The following is a 12,774-nucleotide window of genomic DNA, read 5'->3' on the forward strand; positions in this document are numbered from 1 at the left end:
CCTGTGTATTTCATTTTATGTATAGACATATTGCACATAAAATTATACCAGAAAAGGCGAAACTTCGCGAAAAGGACCGATCTTATGACGGCGATGCTCCAGCTTTTGACCGATCTGCACGTAGCAACCATGGCGCATGGCGATGCGCCCTATGGGATGATCCGCGACGCAGCGATCGCCATTCAGGATGGCAAAATCGCTTGGGTCGGGCCTCAGACAGACGTGCCAGCAGATTTTGCCGGACTGGATCAACGGTCGCTGGGCGGGCGCGTGGTGACACCCGGCCTGATCGACTGTCACACCCATATCGTGCATGGCGGCGACCGCGCGGTCGAATTCGAAATGCGCCTGAACGGGGCCAGCTATGAAGAAGTCGCGCGCGCCGGGGGTGGCATCGTGTCGACCGTCACGGCCACCCGCGCGGCCAGCGAGGACGAGTTGCTGGCGCAGGCCTTGCGCCGCGTTGACGTGCTGATCGCCGAAGGCGTGACGACCATCGAAATCAAATCGGGCTATGGTCTGGACACGGAGACCGAGCTTCGGATGCTGCGTGTCGCACGGATGATTGCCGACCAGCGCCCCATCCGCGTCAAGACCACCTTCCTTGGCGCCCACGCCACGCCCGCCGAATATGCCGGTCGTGACGATGACTATATTGACGAGGTCTGCATCCCCGCCCTGCGCGCCGCCCACGCCGAAGGGCTGGTGGATGCGGTGGACGGGTTCTGCGAAGGCATCGCCTTTCAGCCCGCCCAGATCGCCCGCGTGTTTGACGTGGCCCGCGACCTTGGCGTGCCGGTGAAACTGCACGCCGAACAACTGTCCAATTTGGGCGGCGCGAAATTGGCGGCAAGCTATGGCGCGTTGTCGGCGGACCATATCGAGTATCTGGACGAACCCGGCGTGCGCGCGATGGCGGACGCTGGCACCGTGGCCGTGATCCTGCCCGGTGCGTTCTACACCCTGCGTGAAACCCAGCAGCCCCCGCTTGACCTTCTGCGCAAGCATGGGGTGCCGATTGCGCTCGCGACGGATTTGAATCCCGGCACCTCTCCGCTGAACTCGATCCTGCTGACGATGAACATGGGCTGCACCCTGTTTCGCATGACACCAGAAGAAGCGCTGCGCGGCGTCACGCAACACGCCGCCGCCGCGCTGGGGCTGACGGATCTGGGCACGATTGCGCCCGGTCAGGTGGCTGATCTAGCCGTTTGGGACATCGCCGAACCGGCAGAACTGTCTTATCGCATCGGCTTCAATCCGTTGGCGTTTCGTATCACCGGAGAAATCGCATGACCACACTGACCCTGACACCCGGCGCCACCACTCTGGCCGATCTGGAAATGATCTGGCGCGACGGGCTTGCCGTGCGCCTTGATCCGGCCTGCCATGACGGCATCCGTGCGGCGCAGGCACAGATTGCTGACGCGGCCAATGGGACGGACGCGGTTTACGGCGTGAACACCGGCTTTGGCAAACTGGCCTCGGTCAAGATTGACCCGTCCGACACTGCCACCCTGCAACGCAACCTGATCCTGTCCCATTGCTGCGGCGTGGGCGAGGCGATCCCCGAACCCCACGCCCGCCTGATGATGGCGCTGAAACTGCTGTCGCTGGGGCGCGGTGCGTCCGGCGTGCGGATGGAGCTGGTCGAACTGCTGGAAGGGATGCTGGCGCAGGGCGTCACGCCGGTGATCCCGGTGCAGGGATCGGTCGGCGCGTCCGGCGATCTGGCCCCGCTGGCGCATATGGCAGCGGCAATGATCGGCCACGGCGAAGCGACGTTCGAAGGCAAGGTTCTGCCGGGGGCCGAGGCGTTGCGCCGCGCAGGCCTGACCCCCATCGTGCTGGGAGCGAAAGAGGGGTTGGCCCTGATCAACGGCACGCAATTCACCACCGCCTATGCCCTGATCGGCCTGTTTGGCGCGTGGCGGGCGATGTGCTCGGCTTTGGTCACATCGGCCATGTCCACGGACGCGATCATGGGATCGACCGCGCCGTTGCAACCCGAAATTCACAGCTTACGCGGCCATGCAGGCCAGATCGAAGCCGCCGCGACCATGCGCGCGCTTCTGGATGGCTCGGTCATTCGCGAAAGTCACCGCGAAGGCGATACGCGCGTGCAAGACCCCTATTGCATCCGCTGCCAGCCGCAGGTGACGGGGGCTGCGATGGACATGCTGCGCATGGCGGCGCGCACGTTAGAGATCGAGGCGAACGCCGCCACCGATAACCCGCTGGTGCTGAGCGAAGCCGGGCTGATTGTCTCGGGCGGGAACTTCCACGCCGAACCCGTGGGCTTTGCCGCTGACATGATCGCGCTGGCAATTGCCGAGATCGGCGCGATTGCGCAGCGCCGGATTGCCCTGATCGTGGATCCGGTGCTCAGCCACGATCTGCCGCCGTTCCTGACGCCCAATCCGGGGCTGAACTCGGGCTATATGATTGCCGAAGTGACCACCGCCGCGTTGATGAGCGAAAACAAGCATCTGGCCAACCCCTGCGTGACGGATTCAACGCCCACCTCGGCCAATCAGGAAGATCACGTCAGCATGGCCGCCCACGGCGCGGTGCGCCTGTCGCGCATGGTCGCCAATCTGGAACGTATCCTTGGCGTCGAGCTTCTGTGCGCCGCGCAGGGTGTCGAATTCCGCGCCCCGCTGGAGACAAGTGCGCCGCTGGCATCCGTGATCGCCGCCGTGCGCGAACAGGTCGAAACGCTGGGCGACGACCGTTACCTTGCGCCTGACTTGGAAAAAGCGGCAGCGCTGATCGCATCCAACGCGATTGTGGCCGCCACAAACACCCACATGCCGGAGCTTCACCCATGACCCCCGTTGAAATCCACCGGGGCGACAGCCCCATCGTGCTGGGCCTGCCCCATACTGGCACCCACGTGCCCGCCGACATCAAGGCGCGGCTGAACGCGCGGGGGCAGGGGCTGGACGACACGGATTGGCACATCCACACGCTTTATGACGGGCTGCTGCCCGGCGCGACCACGGTCCGCGCAACCTTCCATCGTTACGTGATCGACGCCAACCGCGACCCATCGGGCGTATCGCTCTATCCCGGTCAGAACACCACCGGGCTGGTGCCGCTGACCGATTTCGACGGGCAGGATATCTGGAACACACCCCCCACCGAGGATGAGGTCGAGGCCCGTCGCCAAGCCTTCCATGCGCCCTATCACGAAGCCCTTGAGGCCGAGCTTGAGCGGGTGCGTGACCTGCACGGGGTTGCGATCCTGTATGATTGCCACTCGATCCGGTCGCACATCCCGTTTCTGTTCGACGGCACGCTCCCCGATTTCAACATTGGCACCAATCTGGGCACCACTTGCGCCCCAGAGATCGAAGCCGCTGTTCAGAACCTGTGCGAGATGGCAGAGGGCTATTCCAGCGTCACCAACGGCCGCTTCAAGGGCGGCTGGACAACGCGCCATTACGGACGACCGGCGGACGGGCTGCACGCAATTCAGATGGAGCTGGCACAAAGCACCTATCTGAAGGACGAGGCTGCGCCCTGGACCTATGACACCGAAAAATCCGCGCGGCTGCGCGGGTATTTGAAAACCATTCTGACAACTCTGGCCGATCTGGCACCTGATCTGAAAGGAACATCATGAGCGATCCGCGCAAGAACACCCGCGACATCTATCCCGCAACCGGCACCGAAATGACGGCCAAGCACTGGACCACCGAAGCGCCCCTGCGGATGTTGATGAACAACCTGCACCCCGACGTGGCCGAAAACCCGCATGAGCTGGTTGTGTATGGCGGCATTGGGCGCGCCGCGCGCACATGGGACGATTTCGACAAGATCGTCGCCACCTTGCGGGACCTGGAAGAAGACCAGACCCTTCTGGTGCAATCAGGCAAGCCTGTCGGGGTGTTCCCGACGCACAAGGATGCGCCGCGCGTTCTGATCGCCAACTCAAACCTCGTGCCGCATTGGGCGACGTGGGATCATTTTAACGAGCTGGATAAGAAGGGTCTGGCGATGTATGGCCAGATGACAGCAGGTTCCTGGATCTATATCGGCTCGCAAGGTATCGTGCAGGGCACCTATGAGACCTTTGTCGAAGCCGGGCGTCAGCATTACGGTGGCGACCTGAAGGGCAAGTGGATCCTGACCGGCGGTCTGGGTGGCATGGGCGGGGCGCAACCGCTGGCGGCTGTGATGGCCGGGGCCTGCTGTCTGGCGGTCGAATGCAACCCCGACAGCATCGACTTCCGCCTCCGCACCCGCTACGTGGACGAAAAGACCGACAGTCTGGACGAAGCGCTTGCGATGATCGACCGCTGGACCGCGGCCGGCGAAGCCAAGTCAGTCGCCCTTCAAGCCAACGCTGCCGATGTGTATCCCGAACTTGTCCGCCGTGGCATCCGCCCCGATATCGTCACCGACCAGACCAGCGCCCATGACCCCATCAACGGCTATCTGCCGCAGGGCTGGACGATGGCCGAATGGCGCGAAAAGCGCGAAAGCGATCCGAAAGCCGTTGAAAAAGCCGCGCGGGCCTCGATGAAGGTGCAGGTCAAGGCGATGGTCGATTTCCACGCCGCCGGTATTCCGACCGTGGACTATGGCAACAATATCCGCCAGATGGCGCTGGAAGAAGGGCTGGAGAACGCCTTTGATTTCCCCGGTTTCGTGCCCGCCTATATCCGCCCGCTGTTCTGCCGTGGCATCGGCCCGTTCCGTTGGGCGGCCCTTTCGGGCGACCCGGAAGACATCTACAAGACCGACGCCAAGGTGAAGGAAATCCTGGCCGAGGACAGCCACCTGCACAACTGGCTGGATATGGCGCGCGAGCGGATCGCGTTTCAGGGGCTGCCCGCGCGGATTTGCTGGGTCGGTCTGGGCGTGCGTCACAAGCTGGGCCTGGCGTTCAACGAAATGGTGCGCAATGGCGAATTGAAAGCCCCGATCGTAATCGGACGCGACCATCTGGACTCAGGCTCAGTCGCATCGCCCAATCGCGAAACCGAGGCGATGCTGGATGGCTCGGATGCGGTGTCGGACTGGCCGCTACTGAACGCGCTGCTCAATACCGCATCTGGCGCAACCTGGGTTTCACTGCACCATGGTGGCGGCGTCGGCATGGGTTTCAGTCAACACTCGGGCATGGTGATCTGCTGTGACGGCACTGAAGATGCAGACCGCCGGATCGAGCGTGTCTTGTGGAACGACCCGGCCACGGGCGTCATGCGCCACGCCGATGCGGGCTATGACGACGCCAAAGACTGCGCCCGCGAGAATGGTTTGAACCTGCCGGCAATCCTTTGATTCAGGGCGTTTACCCATCTTGGGGCAAGTAACTAATGGCCTGTGCGGAGCACTCCGCGCAGGCTTTTTCACGCGCGGTCAGTATTGCATCGTCATACGGTGGCCGCGGCGATAGGTCAATTGCACAAAAGTGATCGTCTGCCCCTCAAGCCACGTCATGCGCTCGGCCTGGAACAGGGCATCGCCTTCGGTGCAGTCGAGATAATCCGCGATAGTGGCGTCGGCTTGAACGGCGTGAAAGCTGATCTGCGCATCGGTAAACGGCACGGTCGACACCAGCCATTCGTTGGGACCGATATCCGAGAAATCATGCTGTTCAGCCTCGGGCAAAGCGCCTAGATTGATCCAGCGATCCTCGTGCTGATACGGCGCGCCATCGGCATAGTGCATGCAGGTCAGATGCAACACCCGGTCGTCACGCTTCAACGCCATACGCGCGCGCAGCCAGTTCGGGGCGGGTTCGGCCTGACCGTGCACCAACGCATAGCGATAGGCCGCGCCCAGTTCCTCGATCTCTTGCCCGACGATCGGAATGTTCAGCCGCACCTGCCGGATCGGGTTCAGCCTGACCCGCGTGCCAGCTTTGCGGCGGCGTTCGATGATGCCGTCATCCGCCAATTCGCGCATTGCCCGATTGACAGTCGCCCGCGCGCAGCCATAGCTTGCGGCCAGATCAACCTCGTTCGGCATCGAGCTGCCGGGGGCAAGTTCGCCTTGTGTGATCTGGCGCAGGATATCGGCTTTCACCTCGCGATAGGTTATGGACATGCTGTGCCTTTCGACCGTGCGGTATCGGGTGAACCCGGCGGATTGAGCCCGAAAGATATAGACATAAGGCGTAAAAGGCCAGACATAATGTGTCAGGCGTCAAAACTGCGCGCCACATGGTCGTGAAACGCGGCCACCAGCGGCGCGGTATGCGGATGCGGCGCACGGGCCAGCGCGATGCGATGCGGCACAAGCGGGTCTGACAGTTCCAGCCGCGTGACGGGTTGACCGTCGCAGGCCGTATCCTGCGCAATATCGGTGGCAACCAGCCCCACACCCATTCGGTTGGCAACCATCGCCCGCAACATCTCGACCGAGCTTGTTTCATGCGCGATGCGCGGCCGGATGCCGTTCATCTGCGCCAGCGTCAGGAAGTAATTGCGGCTGTGCGGCAGGTTCATCAGGATCAGCGGATCGGTCAGCAAATCCGCCATCGCAACCGTCCCGCGCCCCGCCAAAGGGTGCGCCCGCGCGACCAGCCCATAGGGCCGCACATCGGCCAGCGGTGTGATCTTAAGCGACGACGGCAGGCCGAAATCATAGATCAATGCGAGGTCGATGCGACCGTTTTCCAGCCAGCGGGTCAGGCGGTCCAGATCGCCTTCGTGCAGTGCGATCCGGGCGTCGGGCGCGACTTTCTGAAAGCTGCCCACCAAGGCGGGCGCATAGCGTGGGCCAAGGGTGGAAAAGACGCCAAGGTTCAGCACCTCGGCCCCGCTGTCTTTGTGATCCAGCACCGATTGCGCCTGTGCGCGCAGGCTGCGCAAGGCGCCCAGTTTGCGCAGCCCGAACGCGGTGGGGGCAATGCCTTGGCCTGCGCTGCGGGCAAACAGCGGGCGGCCAAAGTGTTCCTCGACCTTGGCAATCGCCAGTGACACCGATGGTTGCGACACGTTCAACACCCGCGCGGCGGCGGCGGTGCTGCCGGTGTCCGCGGCGGCAATGACATAGTCGATCTGGCGAAGGCTGACGGGTATAGCTTGCATTTATCGCTCTATCAGTAATCTGTATTTCTGCTTATAGCATGACCGCGCCTATGCTCAACCGATCAACACCGGAGGATCATATGCCCACTCAGCCCCCCAACAGCCAAACGCCCCAACCCCTCAGCGGGGTGCGCGTGCTTGATTTCACCCGCGTTCTGGCGGGGCCATACTGCACCGCAATGATGGCCGATCTGGGCGCGGATGTGATCAAGGTCGAAGCCGCGCACGGCGACGATTACCGCCATATCGGCCCGTTCAAGGACGGGGAAAGCCTGTTGTTTCAGGCAATCAACCGGGGCAAGCGGTCAATTGCGCTGGACCTGAAATCGCCCGACGCGATTGCGATGGTCAAGGCGTTGTTGGCCGACTGCGACGTGCTGATCGAAAACTTCCGCCCCGGCGTGATGGAGAAGCTGGGGCTGAGCTATGACGCGCTGGCCAAGGATTTTCCCCATCTGGTTTACGTGTCCGTTTCGGGTTTCGGGCAGACCGGGCCAAACACCAAAAAACCCGCCTATGACATCATCGTGCAGGCGATGAGCGGGTTGATGGACGCCACCGGCGAACCCGACGGTGCACCGACGATGGTGGGCGAGGCTTTGGGCGACGTGGCCGGTGGCCTGTTCGCCGCTTGGGGCACGATGGTGGCGCTGTTTGACCGCAGCCGCACCGGGCTGGGGCGTCATGTGGATGTGGCGCTGTTTGACGGGTTGGTGTCGATGATGCCCATTCTGGCCTGCCGCACCCTGATGGGCGGCGAGACCCCGGTGCGCACCGGAAACCGCCACCCGCTGTCCGCGCCCTTTGGCACCTATCCGGCGGCGGACGGGCATTTCGCGCTGGCGGTTCTGAACGACCGGCTGTTTGCCACCTTCTGCGACGTGATCGGCCAGCCCGAACTGGTGCAGGACGCGCGGTTTACCAGCGACCCTTTGCGCCGCGAAAACGAACCAGCGCTCGCCGAGTATATCGACCAGTGGGCGGGTTCCTTGCCGGTGGATCAGGTGGTGGACCAACTGTCAGCGGCAGGTATTCCGGCATCCTCCATTCAATCGGTGGCACAGGCTTGGGCGTCGCCACAGGCGGTCGAGCGTGGGCTGGCGTCCACCGTTACGCATCCCGATTTGGGCGTTTTGAACGTCCCCGAACAGCCCGTCCATTTCAACGGCGTCCCGCGCGGCGGGCGCAAACCGGCCCCAGCCCTGAACGCCGATGCGGGGGACATTCTGAACACTCTGAACAAGGAGCAAAGCGCATGACCACCTATCCGATGAGCGACGACGAACGCGCGCTGGTCGCGCAGATCGAACGGTTCTCGACCGAGGTTTTGGCCCCGAAAGCGGCGCAGATCGACGAAGAGGCGCTGTTCGCCACTCTCCATCTGGACGCGATGGCGGACATGGGTCTGTTGGGTCTGAACCTGCCCGAAGACCACGGCGGGATCGGCCTGTCCGGCCCCGCGCTGTATGCGGCGGTCGAAGCGATCGCGGGCGCCTGTGGGTCCACCGCATCCATGCTGACGGCGCATTTTCTGGCCACGGATTCGCTGCTTCTGGGGGCGGATGCCGATTTGCAGGCCCGCATTCTGCCCGATGCCGCGGCGGGCACGTCGTTGGGCGCGTTTGCCCTCACCGAACCGCAGGCCGGATCGAACCCCGCCGACATGCGCACGACGGCCAAGCGCGAAGGCGATGGATATCGGATCAAAGGGTCCAAGTGCTTTATCTCGAACGCGGGCGCGGCGGATTTCATGGTGGTCTATGCCAAGACCGACCCCGCCGCCGGTGCACGCGGTGTCAGCGCTTTTATTGTTGAACCGAAGAAAATCGACGGCGTGTCCGTCGCGCCCAATGAAAAAACGATGGGCCTGAAGGGCGGGCATGTCTTTGGCATCAGCTTTGATTGCTGGGTGCCGGACGAAAACCGTCTGGGCGACGAAGGCACGGGGTTCCGTACTGCAATGAAGGTTCTGGACAATGGCCGGATCGAAGTCGCTGCACAGGCCACCGGCATTGCCGACGCCGCGCTGAAGGCCGCGATTTCCTATGCCAAGGAACGGCAGGTCAGCGGCCATGCGATTGCGGACTTCCAAGGGCTGCAATGGATGCTGGCCGACAGTGCCACCGAACTGGCCGCCGCCCGCGCGCTGGCGATGCGGGCGGCGACCCTGCGCGGGACCGGCGTGCGCTATTCCAGCGAATCCGCCTTTGCCAAGCTGTATGCCAGCGAAGCCGCGTGGCGGATTGCCGACCGGGCGCTGCAAATTCACGGCGGCTATGGCTATACCCGCGATTTCCCGCTGGAACGCTACCTGCGCGATCTGCGGATTTTCCGCATCTATGAAGGGTCATCCGAGATCCAGCGCACAATCATTGCGCGAGGATTGCTGGCTTGACCGGGTTTTCTCGCCGTAATGATTGACTCTATTATGTATTTACATAATAGCTTTATGCACGGATTTGACCAAGGGACGGCTTTAGCCAACGCCAAGGTCGCAACTGCCTGATTGGAGGAGAGGCGCATGCAAAGACGGACATTTCTGACCACGGGTGCCATCGGCACCGCAGCAACGGCACTGGCAACCCCAGCCATCGCGCAGGACAAGCGCCAGTGGAAGATGGTCACAGCGTGGCCCAAGAACCTGCCTGGGCCGGGCGTGGCCGCACAACAACTGGCCGACCGGATCACGACCCTGTCGGGGGGCCGGATCGAGGTCAAACTTTTCCCTGCCGGAGAGCTTGTGCCCGGTCGCGGCGTCTTTGACGCGGTCAGCGAAGGCACCGCCGAGCTGTATCACGCTGTTCCCGCCTATTGGGGGTCGAAATCCAAGGGTATCCTGTTGTTCGGCTCGCAACCTTTTGGACTGCGCGCGGACGAGCAAGTCGGCTGGATGGTGCATGGCGGCGGTCAGGCACTTTACGACGAAATGTATGGCCGGTTTGGCATCAAGCCTTTCCTGTGCGGCAACTCTGGCCCGCAATGGGGCGGTTGGTTCCGCAACGAAGTGAACTCGGCCGAAGACCTGAAAGGCATGAAGTTCCGCACCACAGGTCTGGCGTCCGAAATGGCGGCCAAAATGGGCATGGCGGCCGAGACGATGAGCGGCCCGGACATGTTCCAGGCCCTGCAAACCGGCGCTTTGGACGCGGGCGAATTTATCGGCCCCTGGACCGACAGCGCGCTTGGCTATTACCAGGTCGCCAAGAACTATTACTGGCCCGGCGTGGGCGAGCCATCGTCGGCCGAGGAATGCGGCGTCAACGCAGACGTGTTCAACGACCTGCCCGACGACCTGAAACAGGTTGTGCAAGCGGCCTGTGATAGCCTGTATAATCAGGTCTGGACCGAATACACCACCAAGCACGCCCTGTCGCTGCAAGCGATGGTGGCCGAGCACGGCGTTCAGGTGAAAATGTTCCCCGAAGACGTCATCACCGGCATGGGCAAAGCCGCCGCCGAGGTCATCGACGATCTGCGCAATGACGATGACGAGCTGGTCAAACGGATCACCGAAAGCTTCGTGGCCTATCGTGCATCGGTCGGTAAATACATGGTCTATGCTGACAACGGTCAGATGAACGCACGTAATCTGGTCATGGGGTACTAAGACCTATCGAACAAGGGCGCGGCGATGGCTGCGCCCTTCGTGACCTTTCGCATCGGGGGCAGGTGATGGAGCAACTGGCAAACGCCTTGGACAAGGTAAACATCGGTGTCGCCCATGTGGTGCGCTGGCTGGCGCTGGCCATGATGCTGGTGCAGTTCACCATCGTTGTCGGGCGCTATGCGTTCGGCGTGAATTCCATCGCGTTGCAGGAAAGTGTTCTTTATATGCACGCCGCGCTGTTCATGCTGGCGGCGGGCTATACGCTGCTGGTCGACAAGCATGTGCGGGTGGACGTGTTCTATGCCAAGGCAACGCCAAAGACACGCCGCCGGATCGACATTTTCGGCCATCTGTTCCTGCTGATGCCGTCGATGATTGCACTGATTTACTGGTCGTGGCCGTCGGTGCGCAATTCATGGGCGATCCTTGAAGGCCCAATTTCCGTGGGCGGGATCGAGGCGGTGTTCCTGCTGAAATCCCTGATGCCCGCCTTTTGTGTCCTCGTGATGCTGCAATCCCTAGCCCTGTTGATCCGCCTTTTGGCCGTGAAAGAGACCTGATGATCGAATATCTCGACCTTATCATGTTCGCAGCCCTCATGGGTGCGATCCTTCTTGGGTTCCCTGTGTCGTTCAGCATCGCGGGGGTTGCCGTGATCTTTGCCTATCTGGGCTGGATGCTGGGGCAAATGGACATCACCCTGCTGGGCGCGTTGGGCCAACGGGTGTTTGGCGTTCTGACCAACCCCGTCTTGATCGCCATTCCGCTGTTCGTACTGATGGGCGCTTTGCTGGAAAAAAGCCGCATTGCGGAAGGGCTTTTGGACACGATGGGCCGGCTGTTCGGGCAGTTGCGCGGAGGCTTGGGCATTTCGGTCGTGCTGGTCGGCACGTTGCTGGCAGCGTCAACCGGCATTGTCGGGGCGACCGTGGTGGCGATGGGGATGATTGCCCTGCCCACCATGCTGCGCGCCGGATATGACGCGCGGGTCGCATCGGGCATCGTGTGCACGGCTGGCACGCTGGGGCAGATTATTCCGCCCTCGACCCTGCTGATCATTCTGGCGGACGTAATGTCCACCTCGTTCCAGCAGGCGCAGTACGAACAGGGCAAGTTTTCGGTCGAGGCGCTGTCGGTAGGCCAGTTTTTCGCCGCTGCTGTAATCCCCGGCTTGGTGCTGGTCTGCCTTTACCTGATCTATATCGTGGCGCGCGGATGGCTGCGCCCGCAGGACATGCCCCCTGCGCCCCTCGACATCGCCAAACCCGACTGGCGCGAGGTCGTCGGCGCGGTGATCCCGCCTGTCCTGCTGATCTTCGCCGTGCTGGGCGCCATTCTGGGCGGCATCGCCACCCCGACCGAGGCCGCATCAGTCGGCGCTGTCGGTGCGCTGTTGATGACCGGCTATCGCATTGGCATCGCCCCACGCATCATCCTGCTGGGCACGGTTGCCCTGATCGCGCTGGGTATTCTGGCGGGTGCCTTTCCGGTGCGGTTTCAGCGTAGCGACCTGAGCTCGGGCGCATATGTGCTTGGCATTTTCTATGCCGGGCTTGCGGTGGTTGGCGGGCTGTCGGTACTGCTGGCCTTGCGCGCCGCACTGCAAAAGCAAATGGTGCAAGAGGCGGTGAAATCGACCATGACCATGACCTCGATGATCTTTGCAACGATCATTGCCGCCGGGTTCTTCAGCCTTGTCTTTATCGGACTGGGCGGCGAGGAACGCGTGGCGGGCATTCTGGCCGAAATGCCGGGCGGGGCCAACGGCGCGCTGGTCTTTTGCATGATAGTGATTTTCATCATGGGCTTCTTTCTGGATTTCGTCGAAATCTCGGTGATTGTGCTGCCGCTGATCACGCCGTCGCTGATCTTACTGGGTCATGATCCGATCTGGCTGGGCGTATTGATTGCGATCAACCTGCAGACCTCGTTCCTGACGCCGCCCTTCGGCTTTTCGCTGTTCTATCTGCGCGGCGTGGCCCCGGATGAAATCTCGACCGGCCAGATATATGCAGGCGTGCTACCGTTCATCTGTCTGCAGATTGTGGGCATCACGTTGATATGGCTACTGCCGGATCTGGCGACATGGCTGCCAAAAGCACTTTTTTGAAGACGCAGGCG

At 62.2% G+C, this 12,774-nt stretch carries 11 protein-coding genes; 9 read left to right on the forward strand and 2 right to left on the reverse strand.

Annotated elements, in window-relative coordinates; translation table 11 throughout:
* The first annotated feature begins 84 nt into the window (after positions 1-84).
* The 4 genes from hutI to hutU are packed head-to-tail and all read left to right on the forward strand — an operon-like array spanning position 85 to position 5,292.
* Positions 85-1,296: an imidazolonepropionase gene (gene hutI, locus Z946_RS0102470; protein WP_025054165.1), complete on the forward strand. Its 1,212-nt coding sequence runs from the start codon at positions 85-87 to the stop codon at positions 1,294-1,296.
* Positions 1,293-2,831 (forward strand): histidine ammonia-lyase, encoded by a 1,539-nt coding sequence (gene hutH, locus Z946_RS0102475; protein WP_025054166.1) that lies wholly within the window; start codon positions 1,293-1,295, stop codon positions 2,829-2,831. The genes hutI and hutH overlap by 4 nt, the downstream gene beginning before the upstream one ends.
* Positions 2,828-3,628 (forward strand): N-formylglutamate deformylase, encoded by an 801-nt coding sequence (gene hutG / locus Z946_RS0102480; RefSeq protein WP_025054167.1) that lies wholly within the window; start codon positions 2,828-2,830, stop codon positions 3,626-3,628. The genes hutH and hutG overlap by 4 nt, the downstream gene beginning before the upstream one ends.
* Entirely contained in the window at positions 3,625-5,292 is a 1,668-nt protein-coding gene (gene hutU / locus Z946_RS0102485) for a urocanate hydratase (RefSeq protein ID WP_025054168.1), read from the forward strand. The genes hutG and hutU overlap by 4 nt, the downstream gene beginning before the upstream one ends.
* 78 nt (positions 5,293-5,370) lie before the next feature.
* Here hutU and Z946_RS0102490 read toward each other — a convergent pair whose 3' ends face one another.
* Complete coding sequence (locus Z946_RS0102490) at positions 5,371-6,060, reverse strand: GntR family transcriptional regulator (RefSeq protein WP_025054169.1); 690 nt, start codon at positions 6,058-6,060, stop codon at positions 5,371-5,373.
* Between the two features lie 92 nt (positions 6,061-6,152).
* Positions 6,153-7,046 (reverse strand): LysR family transcriptional regulator, encoded by an 894-nt coding sequence (locus tag Z946_RS0102495; RefSeq protein WP_037969024.1) that lies wholly within the window; start codon positions 7,044-7,046, stop codon positions 6,153-6,155.
* An 80-nt stretch (positions 7,047-7,126) separates the two neighbouring features.
* On the opposite strand from Z946_RS0102495, the gene Z946_RS0102500 reads away from it, so the two are divergent.
* From Z946_RS0102500 to Z946_RS0102520, 5 genes are all read left to right on the forward strand, one after another.
* A complete protein-coding gene (locus Z946_RS0102500) occupies positions 7,127-8,305 on the forward strand; it encodes a CaiB/BaiF CoA transferase family protein (protein ID WP_025054171.1) in 1,179 nt (392 codons plus the stop codon).
* Positions 8,302-9,441, forward strand: a complete 1,140-nt coding sequence (locus Z946_RS0102505) for an acyl-CoA dehydrogenase family protein (RefSeq protein ID WP_025054172.1) — start codon at positions 8,302-8,304, stop codon at positions 9,439-9,441. Before Z946_RS0102500 ends, Z946_RS0102505 begins: the two co-directional genes overlap by 4 nt.
* A gap of 126 nt (positions 9,442-9,567) precedes the next feature.
* The gene (locus Z946_RS0102510) at positions 9,568-10,653 is read left to right on the forward strand and encodes a TRAP transporter substrate-binding protein (RefSeq protein ID WP_025054173.1); all 1,086 of its coding nucleotides are present in this window, start codon (positions 9,568-9,570) and stop codon (positions 10,651-10,653) included.
* A gap of 65 nt (positions 10,654-10,718) precedes the next feature.
* A complete protein-coding gene (locus Z946_RS0102515) occupies positions 10,719-11,213 on the forward strand; it encodes a TRAP transporter small permease subunit (protein ID WP_025054174.1) in 495 nt (164 codons plus the stop codon).
* Entirely contained in the window at positions 11,213-12,763 is a 1,551-nt protein-coding gene (locus Z946_RS0102520; protein ID WP_025054175.1) for a TRAP transporter large permease, read from the forward strand. Before Z946_RS0102515 ends, Z946_RS0102520 begins: the two co-directional genes overlap by 1 nt.
* The last annotated feature ends 11 nt before the right edge of the window (positions 12,764-12,774 follow it).

This window comes from Sulfitobacter noctilucicola, from assembly GCF_000622385.1.
Lineage (GTDB): Bacteria > Pseudomonadota > Alphaproteobacteria > Rhodobacterales > Rhodobacteraceae > Sulfitobacter > Sulfitobacter noctilucicola.